The sequence below is a fragment of the Alicyclobacillus fructus genome, from assembly GCF_017329605.1.
GTDB lineage: Bacteria > Bacillota > Bacilli > Alicyclobacillales > Alicyclobacillaceae > Alicyclobacillus > Alicyclobacillus fructus.
In genome coordinates this window covers 1-21,195 of the sequence record NZ_JAFMTY010000030.1, presented here as the reverse complement: position 1 = coordinate 21,195, position 21,195 = coordinate 1, and the positions used below count along the sequence as shown (strand labels likewise).

Here is a 21,195-nt window from a genome sequence, read left to right as displayed (position 1 = left end):
ACGTACCTTGACAGCCTCACAAAGTGACCTGGGCCGAGGCGGATGACGAGGTCCGAGAATTGCTTACATGGAGTTTACACAGTTCTCTTGACACACCCAACGCTTGCCACCCGTGACATGTCTCACCAATCTGTCTATGACCTTCTTGTGTTTGCTGCAAGGAGATCGTGGAACTGCGGCGAATTTCCTCATTAGAGCATCATTCCGACTGCACTAGTCGCAAGGGACAAGTTGTTCCTTGGGAGCCTGGCCCATTCGCATCATACCCCTTATATGAGCGGAGCACATCGGCATGGGAATAGGAGGACGCTTCGCGTGTTCAACGTACGGGACGCATGTAGACCCCGCCCTGAAATCATTCAAGGAACCCTGAACTTAGAGGTGTTCACCGCGTCGCTTCGCCCGGTACTCGACTTCTACAAGACGGGCGAGCGCCGGCTCGACGACGTGTATCTCGATGCGACGAGGTTTTTTAGCGAAGCTACGTATCCCACGAGAGGGCTTCTCACTGTCCTTCGCCAAACCTTCCAGCGGCTCTCTGGCGACATGACGGTGCCCGCGATTCAGCGCCTGGAAACGGGCTTCGGCGGCGGTAAGACGCACACGCTCATCGCGTGCACGCACGTAGCGCATCAGGGCCGGAATTTAGCTCAGGTTCTGGATCAATTCCTTCTGCAGGACGTGGACAGCAGGACAAAAGAGGCGCTGCTCGGATCACTGCCGGAACCCGGGTCGGTGACCGTCGTGGGTGTAGCTGGGGACGAAATTCCGGTGCACAAGCCACAGGGGACGGATCTCGTTCCCTATACGCTCTGGGGAGAAATTGCGCGTCAAGTGGGCGGCGACGAGCTCTATCTCGCCCTGGGGGACGAGGTCACCTCGTTTGCCGCGCCGGGCAACACGTACTTCGATCGCGTCTTCGGCGGCCGTAAGGTGCTGCTCATGCTAGACGAGCTCGCCCAGTACGCCGCGAGGCTCGAGGCAGCACGCCCCGACGGGGCGTCGCAGCTTGCCGCCTTCCTCATGAGCCTGCACGGGTATGCGCGCACGCACCAGGGCATCGCCATCTTGCTGACGCTTGCAAGCTCGAGCGACGCTTTTGCGCGGCAGACGGAGATGCTGAAGCGCCAGCTGGGCGAGGTCGCGGGGCGCGACATGACGGAAGATGAAGTCTTGGCCATTGCGGAGCGCGCGCAAAAGAGCGCGAGCAGCGTGACGGCGCGCGACGCCGTAGCCGTGACCCCCGTGGACCAAAGCGAGCTCACGGCTGTCCTGGCGAAACGGCTCTTCGAGGACATCGATCGGCACGCCGCAGAAGAGGTCGCGAGCGCCTACATGGACATGTACAGCAAGAACCTGCACATGCTCCCGGCGGACAAGGTGCCGTCGTTGCGAGATCGGATGGTCAACACGTATCCGTTTCACCCGACCTTCGTAGACTTTCTCAACAACAAGTTGGCGGAGGCCGAGAACTTCCAAAAGACGCGCGGCGTGTTGCGGGTTCTGTCGCTCGTGGTGCGCAACCTCTGGATGGGCTCGTTCGATGCGCCGATGATCCACGTCTGCCATGTCGACTTGCGATCGCGCGAAATTGTGGACGAGATTTTAGGCCGCACGGGCAGCGCGGATCTCCAGTTCATCCTCCACGCGGACATTGGCAGTTCGCAGTCCAGTCGCCTCGAGGGCGGAATGAGCAATGCGGAGCTGTTGGACCGAGAATGGATGAGCAAGATCCCGACCGTGGATGCCGCGGGCGGGCGGGCAGCGGTGCCGGTCCACGAACTCACCTGGAAGACGGTCTTCCTGAACAGCCTGGTGGGAAGGCACGAGGGCCTCACGTCGAATGTATTCGGCGTGACCGAGGCAGAAGCCATCCTGCAGACTGCCTATCCAGGGCTCGCGCCGTATAACGTTCGGCAGGCGCTCGAGGCCATCCGCGAGAACGCGTACTATCTGCGTTACGAGCAGGGCAAGTATTTCGCGAGCGAAGAGCCGACGATCAACAGCGTGTTGGCGCGCATTCGGCAGTCGCTGCAGCTCCGACAGGTCGAGGGGCGCTTGGACGACGTGGTCCAGCGGATGATCCAGGACAGGACAGGTCTGTTCAAAATTGTGCCTAATGTCGACGCACCCGAACAGGTGCCCGATGAACCCGATCAGCTGGTGCTCGGCATTGTCTCGCTGTGGGCGGGCGATCTCGACCTTGATCAATTCTTCATCTTCGCCGGCGAGAACCGCCCCCGCCAGTTCCAGAATCACGTGTACCTCTTGGTGCCCAATACCGTCCGCCTCAGAGGACGCGCGTTGGAGCTGTTTTCGGATCAGCAACTGCAGGAGGCGCAGGATAGGCTGCGCGATCTCGCCCGCCACGTGATCGCCATGGAAACCTTGGCGCGGCAGCCTGAAAACTATGGGCTCAATCCGCGCTATCTGCAGACGCAGGACTTTATGCAGCGCAGGAAGGAGCGAGATCAAGCGCTGCAGCGGGCAGTTGTGGCTTCGTATCGGCTCCTCGTGTTGCCTACGCGCTTCGGACCCGAGTCGGTGCAGCTGTCGGCGTCCTCGGGCGCGGAGAGCGGCGGGGCTGTGCTGAACCTCGTGCGGGATCAACTCGTCTCCGCCGGCAAGCTGGTGCCTTCAAGCGCCGTGAACAAGGAAACGGTGGTGGCGCTCTACAACCTCATGTTCGCGGATGGCACGGATCTGGTGATGATCGATCAAATCGCGCAGCGAGCGAAGACGAATCGATCCTGGCCCGTGTTCGAAACGAAGACGCTCCTGGAGCAGCTCATTCGGCATGGCGTAGAGATTGGGCAGTGGTGCGTGTTTCAGCAGCGAAGCGCGGGGGACGATCACCGTGTGGAACTGTACTACAGGCACTATAAGGATTACCCGGATCAGCCCTTGCCCTTGAGCGCGGAGATCATGAACGGGGATTATGGTATCGTCACCTTCCCGGGTGCCGTCCAGCGCGGTTGGCTCAAGCCTCGCGTGGATCTGCTCGCTGTGGCGACGCAGATCATCCAGCAATCGTCCTGCCTCCGGCTGTCTGATTTGAAGGAGCAGGTGTGGGCGGAGATCGCGCGGCAAACCGCAAATCCGGCCGATGTGGTGCGAGAGAATAGCATCGAGACCGTCGTGCAGCAGCTCTTGCGCTCTGGCCAGATCTGGGCGTACGAGGGCACCCCAGAGCAGACGGAGAGGCCGGCTCGATTGTGGAAGGCCCACGACGCCCTTTACACGCCATGGCCGGAACATGTGCTGATCACGTCAGCGGAAGCGAGGCGCCGGGGCTGGGAAGATGATGGACGTACAGGACCGCGCATGCTGACGATCCGCGGTCACGACGCGCTCACGAAGCTCTGGCCTGAGCTTCCGCGCCTCGAAAGCATCTATATGCGAGGCGGAAAGAGCAAGATTGAGCTTCTTGAACTGGTGGACTTGGTGGGGCCGGGTGTGAGCCGGATCACCATCCGCTTCGACGAATTGGATCCAGACGCTCTGAAGAGCCTTGGCGCTACGTTCCAGCACCTGCGCGAGGTATTTGAGCTGGACGACTCGTCGGAGATCGACATGCGCCTTGAGCCGCAGGAAGGGTGCCCGTTCTATCAGCGGCTGATGGAACTTGGTCTGGTGCGCGAGGTGAGGTTGTGAACGCAGCGGGATTTGAAGATCTGGAGACGCAATCGAGGTATGCGAAGCACATTGCACCCCTCGTGCGGCAGATGCCATGGGTTCTTCGTGTCACGGAACACAAGGACAAGCCGGCGCCGGTTCTGGTGGTCAAGGAGCGAGTGCAGATCTGGGACGAGGAGCCCGGTGTCAAGGCGCGGCGAGTGTCTACGTCGCTCCGCGATCGGGGATTCCTGTATGGGCCGGCGCTCTGGCGCTGCCGGCCTGTGCTTCGCCTCATCCTCGCCGAAGTCAAAGACGGCTTAGGGATCCCCTTGGAACTGCATCAGTTCATTGCGGACAAGCGGCTGTCGTTCCGTGGCAATCTGCCGCTCGACACCGAGGCTGGCGAGAAGCTCGCGCTTCTGTTTAAGTTGCAGGAGCGCGTGACGGATATGGATCGCGTCGAGCTCATGGCTTGGCGAATCGAGCGGTGCACGGCTGAAGAGGCAGGCTACTGGTGGTCAAGAATTACACAATTCAACGAGGCCGCCAACCGGTGGGCGCAGGCGGGTTTACGTGTGCTGTTGGGCGGCCAGCCGGGCGATCCGGCCGTGATCGAGATGCTTCAACAACTTCGACGATAGATGTGTGAACGGAGGATGTTCATGTCCACGACAGTGACGACGCACGACAGGCGATTGATCGAGGCTGGATTTCCATGCCACCAGGTGGGGGCGGAGACGCAGCGTGAGCGAGGCGCAAGTTCATCGCTTCCCCCACTCTACTTCCTTCACGTGTGGTGGGCGCGGCGCCCGCTGACGCCGAGCCGAGCTGCCATCCTGGGTTCCATCTTGCCGGCCGACACGGACCCGGAGTGGTTCCTGCGGCAGCTTGGGATTGAGAAGGTAGAGGCGGTGGTCCATGGGAAGGCGTGGACGCTTGTTGGGGCAGTGAAGGAGAAAGTTGAGTCCAACGGGCAACAAGAGTGGCTTACGGTGGACAAGAGTGTGCTCCGGGCCCTAGAGAAGGAACAGGCACGGCGAGAGAAGAATCGCCGCTTGATCGAGCGCATCCGAGAGGCGGATCCGCAATTGGCTCGACACCCTGTGGTTATGCGTTGGGAGGCTGAGTCGCAGCCCTTGCCGGAACCGCTTCCTGGGCTCGGGTCTATCCTGCCCGTGCGGCGCGTGGCCGCTGATCCAGCGCATGTGAATGAGAGGATTGAATTTGCAAAATCCGACGCCGTCCGCAGTATTCTTGGTGGAATTCTACAATGGGATCCTGAGGATTCGTACGGATATGACCGAGCCTTTACGAAGCCACCGGAAAAGTCCAAGAGTCCGCTTGTTATACTAGACCCCACGGCAGGTGGGGGATCGATCCCGTTTGAGGCGCTTCGGCTTGGCCATCGCGTGATCGCCAACGACTTGAATCCGGTCGCTGCTGTTATCCTTCACGCGACGCTAGAATATCCAGCGCGGTTCGGCTCGGATCTCGTTCAAGATATCGAAAAGTGGGGACAAAAACTGCTCCACGCCGTGTCCGAAAGAATGGCTCCTGTAACGCCGTTTAGCCAGGTTCCGAAGTCGGAGCTTTCGGCTCTCGAGGAACATTGCAAAGCGTGTCCGGAGGTTGTGCAGGAGTTCGCAGGTGTTGAGCAGGACTATATCGGCTTGCTCTACTGCCGCCAGGTCACCTGCCCGCACTGCGGGGGTGAGGCGCCGTTGCTCAACACCTGCTGGTTGTCCAAGAATGGCGATAAATGGGCAGTTCGGATCGTCACGGACGGCAAGCCGCAAGGCGGAAAGGTGCACTTCGAGACCTATCGGCTAAAGGGCAACAAGGGCCCGAATGGCGAAGATCCCGACTTTGCGACCGTCAAGGACGGGGTGGGGCTCTGCGTCCACTGCCGGCAGGCCATCCCGGCGGACGAGATCCGCGCCCAGGCGCGAGGGGAGTCGCCGAGGGGAAAATGGCGCGATCGCCTGTATTGTGTGGTCGCAGTGCGGTATCAGCCGAAGCTGGACAAGAACGGGAAACCCATGCGTTACGCGAGCGGCGAAAAGGCAGGGCAGATCCGGACGGAGAAGGTGGTGTACTATCGTCCGCCGAATGAGGTCGATCTCGCCGCTCTGGCGGAAGCCGAGCGCCGCTTAGCGGAGCGCTGGGACGAGTGGGACGCGCAGGGATTGATCCCGACGGAGGCGATACCGAAGGGGTATAACACGAACCAGCCGCTTATGTATGGAATGACCCGATGGTACGAAATGTTTACCCCGCGGCAGCTGCTTGGGCATCTAACATTAATTGAGGAACTGAATAGGATGAAACCCCAAATCCTCGAAGAACTTGGTGAGGATCGTGGCAAAGCTGTTGTGACCTATTTACAGTTTGCTATCGACAAGTGCCTAGACTATAACAGCAAGCAGACCAGGTGGGAGAATACGAGAGGCATTGTCAAGGGCACGTTCAGTAGGCACGACTTTGGTCCAAAGTGGACGTTTGGCGAAATGGTATTGACTGGCCCGAACTCGGGATGTCAATGGGGTCTTTTGCAGGTGAAGGAAGCGTATCAGGGATTGTCGGCCCTTCTCACGTCAAGATCGCGCTCGGGAATTAGGATCCTCCAAGGTACAGCTGCCCATCTTGACGTCGAGTCTCAGTCGGTGGACCTAATCTGCATCGATCCACCTTATTACAATAATGTCCAATATGCGGAGCTCTCCGATTTCTTCTATGTATGGCAACGTAGGACGCTGCGCGAGCTATACCCGGGATATTTTGGCCGTCCCCTAACAAACAAGACCGAGGAAGTTGTGGCAAACCCGGTGCGTCACGGTTCAAATAGGTCGGCGGCGGAGCGGTACACCCAACTCATGCGTGAGACGTTTCTCGAGTGTCGCCGCGTCTTGAGGGACAACGGGGTAATGACTGTCATGTTCACCCACAAGACCCAAGAGGCATGGGAGGCGTTAACAAGAACACTTATTGAAAGTGGGTGGACGATAACGTCGTCAGTACCAGTTGAGTCAGAGTCTGAGGTTTCGCTCAGAATCATGAACTACGCAGCCGCCACGAGCTCCATCTTCCTCACCTGCCGCAAGCGAAACACGGACAGCGATACGCCGGCCGTGTGGTCCGGGTTCGGCGGTACAGGTGTGGCTGCGCAGATTCGTGAGGCCGTTCGTGAGGCGTTGAAGGAGTTCGAGCCGCTACGGCTCAATCCAGTCGATGAGATGGTGGCGAGCTACGGGCGCGCACTACAAGTGCTGTCGCAGAACTGGCCGGTTTTGGATGGAGACGAGATGGTCAGCCCGATTCGCGCGATGAACGAAGCGAGCGCGGTCGTCGCCCAATATCAGATCACGCGCATGACGCAGGGGCGCATTCACGTGGAAGACCTCAGCTCTGAGGCGGCCATGGCGCTCACCTTGTTCGGCATCTTCGGCACGCAGCCGTTCCCGTATGATGAGGCGCTGAGTCTGTCGAGATCGCTGAACATCGGCCTGGAAACGAAGACTGGCGGTTATCGAGTTGAAGATCGGGTCATGGGCATCAACAACGAAATCTCAGGGCGGCGCCGGCACACGACGGAAGAAACCGGCTACCATGCGCCGCTCGTCAAGAAGGGCTCCAAGCTGCGCTTGGCGCTGCCGGAGGAGCGCAATCCCAGACGGCTGCAGGCGCCACAGACCGAGTGGGACATGCTGCACGGGCTCATCATGGCGTACCGAGAGGGCGACGTGCCGGGGGCGCACGCCTATCTGCAGCGGCATGCCGCAGACAAGGCGTCCCTCGTGTTGGATCTGTTGGCGGTCTGGGCCGCGCGAGTGGCGGACGACAAGAGCAGGAAAGAGGCAGAGACCATCCTCTACAGCCTACGCGGTGAATCGGGAGTGGCGTGAGCTTGATGGCAGACGGGAGTCACGCTCCACAAGGGGCGAAGCGAGGGTTTCAGTCGCGCGAATGGCAACTGCGGTACCGCACGTCGGCGCTCGTCGATGGGCGGCCGATGGACATCTTGCATGACTTCTACATCCCGGCGTTGCAGCTGGCAATCCAATATGACAGGGTGGCGGGATACTTCCGCTCATCCTCGTTGGCCGCGGCTTCCCGCGGCTTTTCCAGCTTGGTTGGACGCAGTGGGAAGGTGCGCATGGTCGTGGGTGCGGATCTGGACCCGGAGGATGTGCGCGCCATTTTACGCGGCGACGAGGCCCGCTTGGCGCGCGCCCTGGGCCGGGAACTCGAAGACGCGCATCTTTGGCCGGCGTCGGTCCAAGACGGTGTGACATTGCTCGCGTGGATGGTGGCGCAGGGAGCGTTGGAGATCCGCGTGGCCCTGCGCCGCCATGCCGAAACGGGCGAACCCCTGCCGTTTGACAGCACGGAGGATGGGTACTTTCACGATAAATACTTCATCTTGACCGACGAACAAGGGTGCCGGATCCATGGGACCGGATCGCTCAATGAGTCTCGCACGGCGCTGACGCTCAACGCCGAGAGCATCGACATCCACTGCGACTGGTGGGGCGAGATGGAACGGCTTCGCTGCGACGAGGCGCAGCAAGATTTTGAAAGGCTGTGGGCCGGCGAGGCGCCTCACTTTGCCGTTTGTCCCCTCCCGGAAGCTGTTCGCCGTCGGCTGATTCGCTTCGCGGAAGGCGTCACGGTGCTTCGTGAAGTGGATGGCACCGAAGTGCGCGTCATCTCGGACGACGAGGCGCAGACGTCCGTCGTTCCTTCGGCGCTCGAGTGGCTTCAGTTCGCCGTCATCCGCGATGCGCCGCGCATGCCAGGCGGTGAGTATGTGGGCATCGATACGGCACCTGTGGCGCCCTGGCCTCATCAGCGCGTGGTCGCGGAGCGACTGGTGGAGGATTGGCCGTACAACTACATGCTGTGCGACGAGGTGGGTCTCGGCAAGACCATCGAGGCGGGACTCGCGTTCCGCGCTTTGTATCTATCGGGCTGGGTTCGCCGCATTCTCGTGGCGGCGCCCGCGAGCTTGACCGAGCAGTGGTTGCAACAGATGAAGACCAAGATGCTCCTGCCGTTCGCGCGGCTGCGCATGTCGCCTGCACCGGAACATCGATACCTCTTGCCTCGCGAGCACAGTGTTCCAGCCACCGTGCCATACGGAGCCGATTTGCTCATTGTGTCAACAGGGCTGTGGCAGCGGGAGGGTGCGCAGCGCGACCTTCTCGCCGCACCGCCGTTCGATCTCGTCTTGGTCGACGAGGCCCACATGGCCAGGCGCCACAATGCGTCCGCGGGGATGGACGAGGGGCCAGACTACAGCAATCTATATAAGCTGCTCGACGGGATCGTCCGCCAGCAGAGCCGAAGCCTATGGCTCGCCACGGCGACGCCACTACAGCTAGATACGGTGGAGGTCGCGGATCTCGTCCGCCTTGTCGGGAGAGTAAGCGGCTTCCAACACGAGCCGGTGCTGTTGCGCTCGTATTACGACACGTTGGCGAAGCTTCTTCACGAAGAGACGCTCACCACTTGGGAATGGCGGTTTGTGCAGGATGCGCTCCGATCGCTCAAGTTGCACGATCCTGCGCTGTGGCGGTTTATCACGGAGAACGTGCTGACGCGGAGTCAGGCGCGCGCGCTCGACGAGTGGATTCAGGAACAGCCCGGGACCAGGCCTTCGCGCAGCGCTCGCGACAAGATTCGAATCGTGGCCCGCATGGCGGCACCGCTGTCCCGCGTCATGCTGAGGCACACGCGCGAGTTGCTCAAGGTCTACAAGCGGCACGGACAACTGGATGGGCGGCTGGCGGAGAGAGAAGTGCTGCCGGTAGAAGCGCTCGAGTACACGCCCGAAGAGGCAAAGGTCTATCAACTCCTCAACCGGTACTGCGAAGGTCTTCGGGAGCGGCTTGGCGCAGAGGGCGGGCGTGGGAATGCTGCCCGTTTCTCGGTCCGCTTCCTGGAAAGCTTGCTGCGGCTGCGCTTCGCCTCGAGCCTGTACGCATTCGGCCAGACAGTGGAACGGCGGTTGGAGCGCGTGATCGCGACCTTGGAACATGCGGAGCGCGAAGCGTCGTCAGCGGCTGCGACAGACTTGGAAACCGACGACGTGTATGAGGCTGAGGTCGAAGACACGCAGGACTTCGAGGTCCAACTCCTGGCCCATCGCGATCCCGACGTCTTGCGCTGGGAGCGTCGCCAGCTCGAGCAGTTGCGGCGAGCCATTCAAGGCGTCACCGCCACGCCCGCAAAGACGCGCAGGTTGCTCGATGTGTTGGATGGGCGCCGCCTGCCTGGCGGCCGCCTGCAGCAAACCGTCATCTTTACCCGCTTTTACGACACGCTCGTTCATCTCCGCGAAAAGCTGTTCGAGCGCATCCCCGGTGTGCGGCTTGGCGTGTATTCCGGGCGGGAAGCCGGGTACTACGACGCTGAGGAGCGGCAATGGGTGGTGACGGATCGGGAAGAGGTCAAAGAGCGCTTCCTGGCCGACGAGATCGACGTGCTGCTCTGTACGGATGCTGCAGCGGAAGGTTTGAACCTGCAGACCGCGGACCTGTTGATCAACTTCGATCTCGGCTGGAACCCGATGAAGATCGAGCAGCGCATCGGCCGAATTGACCGCATCGGCCAGCGGCATGATCGCATCTATGTGCTCAACCTGTGCTACGCGCAGTCGGAGGAAGGCGAGGTGTACGATCGCCTGCTGCGCCGCCTGGCCGACGCCACGCACGTGGTGGGCCCGCAGCGCCTGTCGCTGCTTCCGGTGCGGAAGGAGGAGTTTGAGCAGCTTGCCCTGGGCGAGCTCACGCTCGATGAGCTGCAGCGGCGCGTGACGGATCGCCTGCAGGCCGAAGCCCGGCAAGCCCACCTGATGCAGCTGTCGGCAGAAGATATGTACGACATGTACGAGCACCTGCTGGCGACGCGATCCAATCGCCGAGGCCCCGTGCAACTCGACGACATCTGGCGTGCACTGGTGGAGTCGCCGTTTTTGCGGCATCTGGGTTGCCATACGGAGGAGACGCCGCACGGCCCGGTGTTCGTGGTCCGCGGGGTCCCCGGCGTGGAGGACGGGACGCGCCTTACCGTTTCCCCGGAACTCTACGAGCGGGGGTTGCCGGGACATCGCGTCCATTTTGCATCTTACGGCGATCCCGCCTTTGAGGCGATCCTCACCCACATCCTTTCGCATCCGATGCCTGGCGGGATTCGCCGCGTCTCCGCGACGGCCCGCTCTGGCTGGACCGCTGAGCGCTGCGGATACGTTGTCGTGTGTGAGGCCAAAGAAGGAGATGCCGTCCGGTGTGTCGTGCGTCACGTGACGAGTTTCCGCGACACGGAGGGCTTGGACGACATCGCTGCCGAGGTGGACTGGGAGGTCGCCGCACCCCATGCGGAGGCAGAGCTTCGCGCACGCCTCTCATCCGATCTCGAAGCCGCCGTCCGCGACCGGGAGGAGAAGCGCCAAACTCAGCAGGTGAACGAACAGATTGGCCACTACCACGCTTGGCTAGCGGTCGTGACGGCAGACAGATTGCTGCGCGAGGTTAGGGGAAATCGCGATGAGGCCCAGATTCGGGCCGTTTCGGCGCTTCGCGAGTACGAGGAACGGTTCTTCGATCGGGACTCCATTCGGATCCCCCTCGTGCCGGTGCGGACCCTACAACTGTGGTTGCCACACGCGCTCGCCGTGGATGAACGAAGTGTTTGGACGGATCAGGACCTGAGCCCGGTGGTGGTCGGCTTTCCTTACATTCGCGCTGGATACAGCCTGGCGCGAAGGGCTGTGGATTCGCTGAAGACGGAACAGGGTTCCGTTACCTTACAGCGACTGCAGGCGCGGCTCGGGCAAGAGGAGACGACGTGGCAACGCAAGGTGGCGCAGGTGTGAAGATAGACGGTGGGACGTCGTCCATGCATACCGCCCATACGAGCCCACAGCCGGTTCCCCATCTTCTTCCCCAACAGACGCGGCGCGCGGCCGGGGCATGAGCCCTGACCGGCGCGCCGTCGCCATTCCTCGCCTCAATACTCCACCAGCGCGCCGCCCCAGACCAAGCCGCCGCCGAACGCCACGAGCATCAACAGATCGCCGCGCTGAATGCGCCCGTCGCGGATGGCGGTATCCACCGCAATGGGGATGGTCGCCGACGAGTTGTTGCCGATGTTTTGGATGGTGCTCACGACCTTCTCCCGCGGGAAATCCAGGCTCTCCGCCACGGCGTCGATGATGCGCTGATTGGCCTGGTGCGGGATGAGCCAGTCGATCTCGTCCTTCTGCCGTCCGGTCTTCTGCAACAGTTCTTCTGCGGTCGTGGCCATCACGTTGACGGCCAGCTTGAAGATTTTGCGCCCGTCCATCACGATCTTGGCCTTGGCGCCTTCGCCGTACGGCGTTCTGCTTCCCCCGCCGGGGATGTACAGGTTGTGAAAGTACGTCCCGTCCGAATGGATGGTTCAGGCGATCACACCCGTTGCGGCCGGATCGTCGCTTCGCGAGACGACGAAGGCGCCGGCGCCGTCCGCGAAGAGAATGCACGTGCCGCGATCGGTATAGTCCGTGAAGCGCGACAGCGTGTCCGCGCCGATGATGAGCACATGCCGGTGCACGCCGGACTTGATGAACTGCTCCGCCACCTGCAGTGCCGAGAGAAAGCCGGCGCAGGTGGCATGGAGATCGAAGGCGCCGATGTTGCGGCAGCCGAGGCGCGCCTGCACCTGGCAGGCGACGGGCGGCAGCAGATAGTCGGGTGTCTCGGTGGCGACAATCAAGAGATCGATGTCGCTCGCGTCGAGCCCGGCGTCGGCGAGGGCGGCTCGGGCCGCCGCGTAGGCGAAGTCCGAAGTGGCCTCGTCGGGCCGGGCAATTCGCCGCTCGGCGATGCCGGTTCGGGTCTGAATCCATTCGTCAGACGTCTCCACCATTTGCTCAATTTCGACATTGGTCAGGCGCGTCTCCGGAAGATAGGAGCCGACGCCGCGAATGACGGCCTTATACAAGGGATTCACCTCTCCGCCAGTATAACAGCGAACCGCGCCCGCGATGAGGGCCAAAGTGCGCCAGTTTGGTGACGAAATTGGCGACCTTGCGCTTTTCATGCGCAGTTGTCGGCAGCGGTTACAATGAGATCAAGATGGCGTTCTGCAGGGAGGCGTCCGATTTGGAAGATCGCATTCGCGGGGGCATGTGGGGCCTCTTGATCGGCGACGCGCTGGGTCTCCCGTACGAAGCGCTTGAGCCGGAAGAGGTGCCGGCTGAGGACGAGATCGAGATGGAACCGCTCGCGGCCGTGACGCCCATCCACCGTGTGCCGCCTGGGACATGGTCGGATGACGGCGCGCAGGCGCTGTGCCTGCTGGATTCGCTTATCGCATGCAGCAAGTTCGATCCGGCGGACTTTGCGGCGAGACTCGTGGCGTGGTACGACGAGGGGCTGTGGACGCTGGACGGACAGGCGTTCGGCGTGGGATTGCAGACGCAGGCCGCGATCGACGAGATCAAGCGCGGGGTGCCGCCCGAGCGCGCGGGGGAGGTGTTCCCAAGCGGGAAGGGCAACGGAGCCCTGATGCGCGTGCTGCCGCTTGCGCTCTGGCACCGGGGGGACGACGCAGCGCTCATCGAGGACGCACATCGGCAGGCGCGCGTTACACACGGGCATGTGACCAACCAGGTGTGCTGTGCGCTCTATTGCCTGTGGGCGCGGCGCCTGATGGAGGGTGGCGCGCCGGAGGCGGCGTATCGCGACGCCGTGCGGGCCCTGCGCCGGCACTATGGTGCGGATTCGCCGTACCGGCGGTCGCTCGAGGAGGAGGTGCGCCCGGACGATCCGCCCGTGACGCACGGGGACGGCTATGTCGTTCACACGTGGAACGCGGCGCGCCTGGCCATAGAGGAGCCGAGCTACGAGCGAGCGGTCAAGCTCGCGATTCGCCTCGGCCACGACACGGACACCAACGCGGCTGTCGCGGGCGGCCTGGCGGGCGTGCGGTTTGGCGAAGCGGGGATTCCGGATCGGTGGCGCCGCACGCTGCGCGGCAAGGAACGGGTCAGGCCGCTTCTCGATCAACTCGTCGCGTGGCGCCTGGCGCCGTGATCAGCCGTCGATGGTCGGATAGATGGCGGTCGGATCGCCCTTGAATTTGGCCTCGGTATAAAGCGCCGGGTTGGTGAGCTCGTAGCCCGTCCGGCCTTCGTAGGTCAACTTCAGCGCAGGCTGGAAGTACACGTTGCGATAGGCGGACGGCTGGCGGAACTCGCAGTAGATGGCCATGATCCCGCCCGGCGCGATGCGGACGGGCGCGAGGAGATCCTTCGCCTGTTTGGGAATGGCGAGGGAGACCTGCTTGGGGCTCATGACATAGGCGATCCGCTCCACGTCGACGCCGCCTCCGGTGGCGAATCCGTCAAACAGGACCGGGTGAGGAAGCGGGTTCTTGACGACCATCGAAAACACGTGGGAGGTCGCGTATGCACCGCGCTCGCCGGCGAAGCTTTGCAGGGGCAGAAGCCACGCGACGCTCTTTTGCTCCACCGCGACGTCCATCGCGCCGAAGGAGAAGGTGTGGGTCCAGTCGGGCGTCGTGATGGACAGCGTGGGCAGCGCGCCCCGAAGCGGGCGATGTGCAACGGCGTTGAAGTGAAGCTGGAATTCGAACGTGTTCTGGTCGAGTTGAAGATCGGTCTGCGAAAACGTGCGCGTCTGGAGCCCCGGCGCCTGAAGTTGCGCCGACGACACCACGCCCTGTGACGGCGCGTTGATGTTGAGCAGCAAACACTGAAGCGCGAGCGGCGTCTGAGGCGTCGTCACGGCGTCCACCATCCAGTGGTTGATGAGCATCCACTGAGAGGATGAAGCGGGTGAACCGCACGCGGTGGAGGCGGCGCAGGCGCCGATCAAGGTCAGAGAGGCGGCAGCGCGTGAAAACCATGTCTGGATGGACACGCTATCATCCTTGTCCATGAAGGGATGGAGAAATTATAGCATGCCTCTCGCGCGGAAAACATCGGATTCAGGAGCCGAAGCCCGCCGCCAAGCGGGCTTCGGCGGAGTCTTGTGGGGGCTAAGTGTTCAGCTGTCCCACGACATGGACCAGGCGGTGGAGGCTGCGGCTCTTGCCGACAACACCTCGTCCATCAGGCGCGCGAGTTGCTGGGCCTGCGCGCGGCGGCTGTAGGCGGGATTCCACGGGCGGCGCTCGGCCTCGGGATGGGTCATCAGCTGGAGCATGGCGTGCGAGATGGCGGCCGGATCGTCCGGCGGCGCGATGATGCCTGCGCGTTCGCGGCGGATGAGATCGGCGGCCTCGCCTTCGCGGAGCAGGGCGAGGATGGGTCGGCCGGCGTACAGGTACTCGTACAGCTTGCCGGGGACGTAGTCCTTCGCCTGTTCGCTCTGATCGCCAATCAAAAGCGCCGCGTCGGCGGCGAGCAGGCGCGCCAGGGCCTCGCGGCGCGGCAGGTAGCCGAGCGGCTCGATCACGCCCTCAAGGCCGAGTTGGCGGATGAGGCTCGCGTGGTGATGGTGCCCGGGATAGTCGAGCACACCGGCGAACTGCAGGCGGATGGCATCCGGCGACACTTGGCCGCTCTCGAGCAGGCGGTGTACGGCCTGAAAGAGCGCGTCGGCGGATCGGCCGGGGTAGAGGATACCGCCGTAGAAAAAGGTGAACGGCTTTCGCGCGGCCCGACGGTGGGCGGGGGCAGGCGGGAAGTCGGCCTCGTCGACGCCGTTGCGGATGACGTGGATATCGAGCGCGCGGTGCGGGTATTTCGTGGCGAACAGCCGCCAAAATCCGTCGGTGACCGCGACGATGGCCGAGGCGCGCGAAAACACCATGCGCTCGAGCCGGCGCTCGACACTCGCGCGCCATCCGCGGTGGTGAAAGTGCAGGTTGTCGGTCCAGGGATCGCGGAAATCTGCAATCCAGGGCGTCCGCGTGAAGGCCGTGGCGAGGAGTCCGGCCAGATGCGTGCTCTGCGGCCCCGACGTCGTGTACATGCAGTCGATGCCGCGCTGGCGAATCAGGCGCCGGGCGACGAGTCCCGCGCGAAGGGCCCAGAGCGCGGATTCATCGGGAATGAGCGCGTTGGACTGGGCCCATTTCCACACGCGCCAGGCGATGCTCTTCCAGAGCGGGCGGCGGTTTTTCGCGGGCGCCTGCGCGCCCTTGGGCACATTCTGTTCCACCATTCGCCCCGACCAGCGCGCGAGCTGCTTCGAGACGGGATCTGTGACCCGAACGACATGGACATCTGCCGGAATTTCGTCGAGGAGCGACGGATCCGGCGTCGCGCTATAGACGTGATCGGCCGTCAGCACCGTGACCTTCCAGCCGAATTCCCCGAGATATTTGGCGAATTTCAGAGGGCGCTGCACGCCGATCCCGCCGACAGGCGGGAAGTCGTGGCAGACGATCAAAGCGTGCCGGCGGTTCATGGCACCATCTCCATCGCGCAGTCGTGCGACGCTTGGAGGCGGCGCGCCGAGATGGCGACGTAGGGCAGGTGGGTGTCGCCGCGGATCTGCCAGTCGGCCGCTTGAAGGCGTTGCACGAGGCGGCGCTTCAGATCCAGCACGACGAGCGGCTGGCGGGCGCCTTCGAGCAGAGCGGGCCAGGGTGCGGCGTCGAATTCGGCCTGCCAAGCCGCGACGGCCACGGCGTCCGCGTCCGCCAAGCAGTCTTCGAGCGACGGGGCCTGGAAGGGGAAGTAGGGTTCGACCGTTGGGTCAAACGCGGTCACGGTTGCGCCGCGCTCGGCGAGAATCTCCGCAAAGTGGACGGCGGGACTTTGGCGAATGTCGTTCGATCCGTCCTTCATGCCAAGGCCTATGACGGCCACCCGCGCGCCGGAGAGCCGCTTGCCGGCCTGGCGCAGGGCCTCGTCGAGCTGACGCGCCGCGCGATGGGGGGCGGTCAGGTTGATCTGGCGCGCGAGGGAAAAGAGCGGGATGAGCTCTTCGGACGAGATCGACGCGGCCAGGTACGCATAGGCGTTGGGAATGCAGAAGCCTCCGACGCCGAGGTTGGGCTCGAGCAGCTGCACGCGCGGATGAGTGTTCGCCATGCGGATGAGCTCGTACACGTCGACGCCGTGCTGCTCAGCCACCAGCTTGAGCTCGTGCGCCAAGGCGATGTTCACGTCGCGCTGGGCGTTCTCGACGACTTTGGACAGTTCGGCGACGCGTAGGCTCGTCTTGTGGAGTTGGCCGTCCGTGAGGCGGCCAAGGACATCCATGGCTCGTTGGCAGCACGCGTCGGTGAGGCCGCTCACGACGACGTCCAGCGTCTGGAACTCCTCCATGGCGCGTCCCTCTGCCACGCGCTCGGGCGCGTAGGCCACGTGGAAGTCCTTGCCCGGCACAAGGCCGCTGCCCGAGGCCAGGACGGGGACGATGTCCTGTTCCATCATGCCGGGGACGAGGGTGCTGCGGATGAGGACGAGATCGCCGGGTGAAAGCACGGTGGCCAGGTCGCGGGCGCAGGCGAGTAGAGGCGATTTGTCCACGACGTCGCCCGCGACGGGAAGGCCCACGGTGACGAGGAAGACGGAGGCGAGTTTGGCCGCTTCGGACAGGGACGTGGTGACCGAAAAGCGGCCGCTCGCCAGGTGCCTCCTGAGAAGGATTTCGAGCGGTTCGCCGCGGTACGGCTCCATCACGTGCGTGATGCCGGCGCGGAGCTCGTCGACTTTTCGCTGATCGATATCGACGCCGATCACGGTCTCTCCGCGCTCGCACAGCGCGAGCGAGAGCGGCAAACCGATATAGCCAAGTCCAACGACTGCAAGATGCGTGCGCATGCGGATCCTCCCCCGTGGTTGAGATACGGCACGAGAACGGGTTCAAGGTCGGTGTTCCGAGTGTAGCAAGCGAGATTGAAACGTTTGTAAGGGCTTTGTAAAGATTGGGTGTCCAAATTGCAAGGAAACGAAGAAGGGAAAGGGCGGGCGGCGGCGCACGAGATGATAGGAGAGCAAGCGACCGTTTTCAGACTCGTCACAAATTTGTCACACGAACTGTATCAAAACACTATTCACAAATCGGGGTTTGTTTTAATACAATTGTGCCAGAACAGAGGTCAGGTGTCGGAGGGGGATGAGAGAGGCCGAGATCGCGGCGAAGCAGGAGAAAGTGGAGGAAAGGCGATGGGCGCGGCTTGATACTTAGGGTCGGAATGTTGAGACAGAACGGATGGTTCCCGGACTCATGAAAAACAGGTGCAGATGAGGTCCACAGACGGGAGAAACAGACACAGGGGGAATGGAAGATGACGTATTTCAAGACGGCGGCGGAGCTCGAGAAGCATTGGAAGACGGATCCCAGGTGGAAGGGCGTGGAGCGGGCGTACAGCGCCGAAGACGTGATCCGCCTGCGAGGATCGGTTCACATTGAACATACGCTGGCGCGGTTGGGCGCCGAGAAGCTTTGGCGCCAGCTGCATGAGGACGGTTTCATCCGCGCGCTCGGCGCGTTGACGGGCAACCAGGCGGTGCAGCAGGTCAAAGCGGGGCTGAAGGCCATCTACGTCAGCGGCTGGCAGGTGGCGGCGGACGCCAACCTGGCGGAGCACATGTATCCGGATCAAAGCCTGTATCCTTCGAACAGCGTTCCGAGCCTGGTGCGGCGGATCAACAACGCGCTGCTGCGCGCAGATCAGATTCAGACGGCGGAAGGCAAGGGCGAGATCGACTGGATGGTGCCCATTGTCGCAGACGCGGAAGCTGGCTTCGGCGGCCCGCTCAACGTGTTCGAGCTGATGAAGATGATGATTGAGGCGGGGGCTGCGGGGGTTCACTTCGAGGATCAGCTTTCGTCGGAAAAGAAATGCGGGCACATGGGCGGCAAGGTGCTCATCCCGACGTCGCACGCGGTGCGCAATCTGACGGCGGCGCGGCTGGCGGCGGACGTGCTCGGCGTGCCGACGGTGATTGTCGCCCGGACGGACGCGAACGGCGCGTTCTTAATCACGAGCGACATCGACGAGCGCGACGCCCGCTTCATCACCGGCGAGCGCACGCCGGAAGGCTTCTACCGATTCAAGGGAGGTCTCGACGCCGCCATCGCCCGCGGTCTGGCGTACGCGCCTTATGCAGACATGATCTGGTGCGAGACGTCGGAGCCGAACATCGAGGAGGCGAAGCGGTTCGCGGAAGCCATCAAGGCGGAGTTCCCGGATAAGCTTCTGGCGTACAACTGCTCGCCGTCGTTCAACTGGCGCAAGAAGCTCGATCCGAAGACCATCGAGGAATTCCAGGAGATCATCGCTTCGTTCGGATACAAGTTCCAGTTCGTGACCTTGGCGGGATTCCATGCGCTGAACTACAGCATGTTCGATCTCGCCTACGGCTACCATCGCCGCGGCATGGGTGCTTATTCCGACCTGCAACAGCTGGAGTTTGCAGCGGAGTCGCGCGGATACACGGCGACCCGGCACCAGCGCGAGGTGGGTACGGGCTACTTCGATGAGGTGGCGCAGGTGGTGTCGGGTGGACTGTCGTCCACGACGGCGCTCACGGGATCCACGGAGGAGGAGCAGTTCGTCGAGGCGTAATGCGATTGGGTTGACGATCCGACGACGCTCGCAACGCTGGCGCTCTGCGAAGTGGTTTGAACTCGGCATGGCACTCCACTGGGGCCCCGACGGGGCCCGCATTTTTTTTGCATGAACGGATGGGGCGTGGGGCGAGATAAAGGCGGAGGAAACGATGAGGCAGGTCGGCGCGATGCGCGAACAAGCGAAGGTCGGAGTCATGCGATGGAGACGGTGGGACTGGTGACGGACGGGGGACCGCGTGCGCGAACCGGAATCGATGGCGAAAAGCCGGGGGGTTCGCGGAAATGGAGAATTGCGCGCCAAGACTGGATTTTTTCGAGAAACGGGGGTATGATGAGGGCAGTTGAACGCCGCGCGAAGCGCGGGTTCGGAAGAGGTTCGCGTTTTTCGCCCGAAAAGCCGCGTCAGACGTGGCCTCAGGAAGGAAGCGCTGATCCGCCGAGATCGTCGGCGGCCCCATTGAAGCTCAATGTCTGGACAGTCCTCAAACAGCCTCTCAATGCTGATCCGCCGAGATCGTCGGCGGCCCCATTGAAGCTGAGGAGGGGACGGAAAGTGACCGGGCGCGTGTTGAAGCTGATCCGCCGAGATCGTCGGCGGCCCCATTGAAGCCAGACTAATACGGATGATTTAGATCTCTCCGTTCTGCTGATCCGCCGAGATCGTCGGCGGCCCCATTGAAGCGTAGACCCAAGCGTCGGGTAGAAACACGAGTACACGCGCGCTGATCCGCCGAGATCGTCGGCGGCCCCATTGAAGCTTGCCTGACGGACGTAGATATCCTCGTCACGATGACGCTGATCCGCCGAGATCGTCGGCGGCCCCATTGAAGCAATATCTGTTTTTAGGTAAAGCGTATATCGACCGTCGCTGATCCGCCGAGATCGTCGGCGGCCCCATTGAAGCTTTCCATTTTACGCCAGTCTCATCACGGCTGGCCAGGCTGATCCGCCGAGATCGTCGGCGGCCCCATTGAAGCTTAAATATGGAATCAAAAGCGTACCGAAATGGTGACGCTGATCCGCCGAGATCGTCGGCGGCCCCATTGAAGCATCCTGCTCCATCACTTCAAAATCATCTGCCATGTTCGGCTGATCCGCCGAGATCGTCGGCGGCCCCATTGAAGCCTTTCCAAAGCCTCTTTCGGAATGGAGCCGAGCTTGCTGATCCGCCGAGATCGTCGGCGGCCCCATTGAAGCAATCTCGCTAATGGCTTTGTTTAGGTTAGCTGTGTCGCTGATCCGCCGAGATCGTCGGCGGCCCCATTGAAGCCTCTTCTCGAATCGTCCTCTTCATCGTCTGCCTCCTCCGCTGATCCGCCGAGATCGTCGGCGGCCCCATTGAAGCGACACCACTTCGGACTTTCCGTGTCGAGGCGGCATCGCTGATCCGCCGAGATCGTCGGCGGCCCCATTGAAGCGATTTTAAGCCTATTTTATTCCTTGGAGGTATTACCCGCTGATCCGCCGAGATCGTCGGCGGCCCCATTGAAGCCAACTCATACCATTCATCTAACCCTGTCTTTTCTTGCTGATCCGCCGAGATCGTCGGCGGCCCCATTGAAGGGGTTTGTTCGTCCTATTGTCCAATACACAGTTGATAATGCTGATCCGCCGAGATCGTCGGCGGCCCCATTGAAGGTCATTAACGACAAGAGCACATACAATCTAGAATTGATGCTGATCCGCCGAGATCGTCGGCGGCCCCATTGAAGGGTAAGATATACGATCCGTCATTTGCTGATCGTCGCGCTGATCCGCCGAGATCGTCGGCGGCCCCATTGAAGGGGGCATCGGAGTCAAATGCTCGTCGGTACAATCTCGGCTGATCCGCCGAGATCGTCGGCGGCCCCATTGAAGGGCGACGTCTCCTACTCAGCCGATCTGTCGCTAGCTACGTTGATCCGCCGAGATCGTCGGCGGCCCCATTGAAGGGCGACGTCTCCTACCGTGAAAATGGCAAAAAAGGAACCCGGACCTTCCCTTCGTCAATCATGGAATATCGTGGATATTCTTTCAGGAGGCTTCCTCTGCGACGATG

The 21,195-nt window shown here is 62.3% G+C and carries 11 protein-coding genes and 1 CRISPR repeat array; of the genes, 6 read left to right on the top strand and 5 right to left on the bottom strand.

Features of this window, described 5'->3' with window-relative positions; translation table 11 throughout:
• Positions 1-315: 315 nt before the first annotated feature.
• From J3481_RS13160 to J3481_RS13145, 4 genes are read left to right on the top strand one after another with little or no spacing between them, the layout of a single operon-like run.
• The gene (locus J3481_RS13160; RefSeq protein ID WP_206832594.1) at positions 316-3,654 is read left to right on the top strand and encodes an ATP-binding protein; all 3,339 of its coding nucleotides are present in this window, start codon (positions 316-318) and stop codon (positions 3,652-3,654) included.
• Positions 3,651-4,259 (top strand): DUF7680 family protein, encoded by a 609-nt coding sequence (locus tag J3481_RS13155; protein WP_206832593.1) that lies wholly within the window; start codon positions 3,651-3,653, stop codon positions 4,257-4,259. The genes J3481_RS13160 and J3481_RS13155 overlap by 4 nt, the downstream gene beginning before the upstream one ends.
• A 21-nt stretch (positions 4,260-4,280) precedes the next feature.
• Positions 4,281-7,520, top strand: coding sequence for a DUF1156 domain-containing protein (locus tag J3481_RS13150; RefSeq protein ID WP_206832592.1), 3,240 nt, complete (start codon positions 4,281-4,283; stop codon positions 7,518-7,520).
• A gap of 5 nt (positions 7,521-7,525) precedes the next feature.
• Positions 7,526-11,491: a helicase-related protein gene (locus J3481_RS13145; protein ID WP_206882508.1), complete on the top strand. Its 3,966-nt coding sequence runs from the start codon at positions 7,526-7,528 to the stop codon at positions 11,489-11,491.
• A gap of 134 nt (positions 11,492-11,625) precedes the next feature.
• Here J3481_RS13145 and J3481_RS15105 read toward each other — a convergent pair whose 3' ends face one another.
• Both J3481_RS15105 and J3481_RS15100 read right to left on the bottom strand, forming a co-directional pair.
• Positions 11,626-11,961: a 3-oxoacyl-[acyl-carrier-protein] synthase III C-terminal domain-containing protein gene (locus tag J3481_RS15105; RefSeq protein WP_407929339.1), complete on the bottom strand. Its 336-nt coding sequence runs from the start codon at positions 11,959-11,961 to the stop codon at positions 11,626-11,628.
• A gap of 96 nt (positions 11,962-12,057) precedes the next feature.
• Positions 12,058-12,600 carry a ketoacyl-ACP synthase III gene (locus tag J3481_RS15100; RefSeq protein WP_407929338.1) on the bottom strand — a complete coding sequence of 181 codons (543 nt, stop codon included), beginning with the start codon at positions 12,598-12,600 and terminating at the stop codon, positions 12,058-12,060.
• A 161-nt stretch (positions 12,601-12,761) separates the two neighbouring features.
• Between J3481_RS15100 and J3481_RS13135 the strand changes: the two genes are divergently transcribed.
• Positions 12,762-13,694 (top strand): ADP-ribosylglycohydrolase family protein, encoded by a 933-nt coding sequence (locus J3481_RS13135; protein ID WP_236011681.1) that lies wholly within the window; start codon positions 12,762-12,764, stop codon positions 13,692-13,694.
• Here J3481_RS13135 and J3481_RS13130 read toward each other — a convergent pair whose 3' ends face one another.
• From J3481_RS13130 to J3481_RS13120, 3 genes are all read right to left on the bottom strand, one after another.
• A complete protein-coding gene (locus J3481_RS13130) occupies positions 13,695-14,543 on the bottom strand; it encodes a hypothetical protein (RefSeq protein ID WP_206832589.1) in 849 nt (282 codons plus the stop codon). It lies immediately after the preceding gene.
• 126 nt (positions 14,544-14,669) lie between these two features.
• Positions 14,670-16,037 (bottom strand): glycosyltransferase family 4 protein, encoded by a 1,368-nt coding sequence (locus J3481_RS13125; protein WP_206832588.1) that lies wholly within the window; start codon positions 16,035-16,037, stop codon positions 14,670-14,672.
• Positions 16,034-17,401: a nucleotide sugar dehydrogenase gene (locus tag J3481_RS13120; RefSeq protein ID WP_206882506.1), complete on the bottom strand. Its 1,368-nt coding sequence runs from the start codon at positions 17,399-17,401 to the stop codon at positions 16,034-16,036. Before J3481_RS13120 ends, J3481_RS13125 begins: the two co-directional genes overlap by 4 nt.
• A gap of 467 nt (positions 17,402-17,868) precedes the next feature.
• On the opposite strand from J3481_RS13120, the gene aceA reads away from it, so the two are divergent.
• On the top strand, positions 17,869-19,152 hold the full coding sequence (aceA, locus tag J3481_RS13115) for an isocitrate lyase (RefSeq protein WP_206832586.1): 1,284 nt from the start codon (positions 17,869-17,871) through the stop codon (positions 19,150-19,152).
• 432 nt (positions 19,153-19,584) lie between these two features.
• A CRISPR array of direct repeats spans positions 19,585-21,089; the repeat unit is 37 nt; unit sequence GCTGATCCGCCGAGATCGTCGGCGGCCCCATTGAAGC.
• Positions 21,090-21,195: the final 106 nt, after the last annotated feature.

Excerpts from the sequence above, each read along its gene's own strand:
- J3481_RS13150 (WP_206832592.1), top strand. The coding sequence starts at position 4,281 with ATGTCCACGACAGTGACGACGCACGACAGGCGATTGATCGAGGCTGGA.
- J3481_RS13145 (WP_206882508.1), top strand. The coding sequence starts at position 7,526 with ATGGCAGACGGGAGTCACGCTCCACAAGGGGCGAAGCGAGGGTTTCAG.
- J3481_RS15105 (WP_407929339.1), bottom strand. The coding sequence starts at position 11,961 with ATGGACGGGCGCAAAATCTTCAAGCTGGCCGTCAACGTGATGGCCACG.
- J3481_RS13125 (WP_206832588.1), bottom strand. The coding sequence starts at position 16,037 with ATGAACCGCCGGCACGCTTTGATCGTCTGCCACGACTTCCCGCCTGTC.
- J3481_RS13120 (WP_206882506.1), bottom strand. The coding sequence starts at position 17,401 with ATGCGCACGCATCTTGCAGTCGTTGGACTTGGCTATATCGGTTTGCCG.
- aceA (WP_206832586.1), top strand. The coding sequence starts at position 17,869 with ATGACGTATTTCAAGACGGCGGCGGAGCTCGAGAAGCATTGGAAGACG.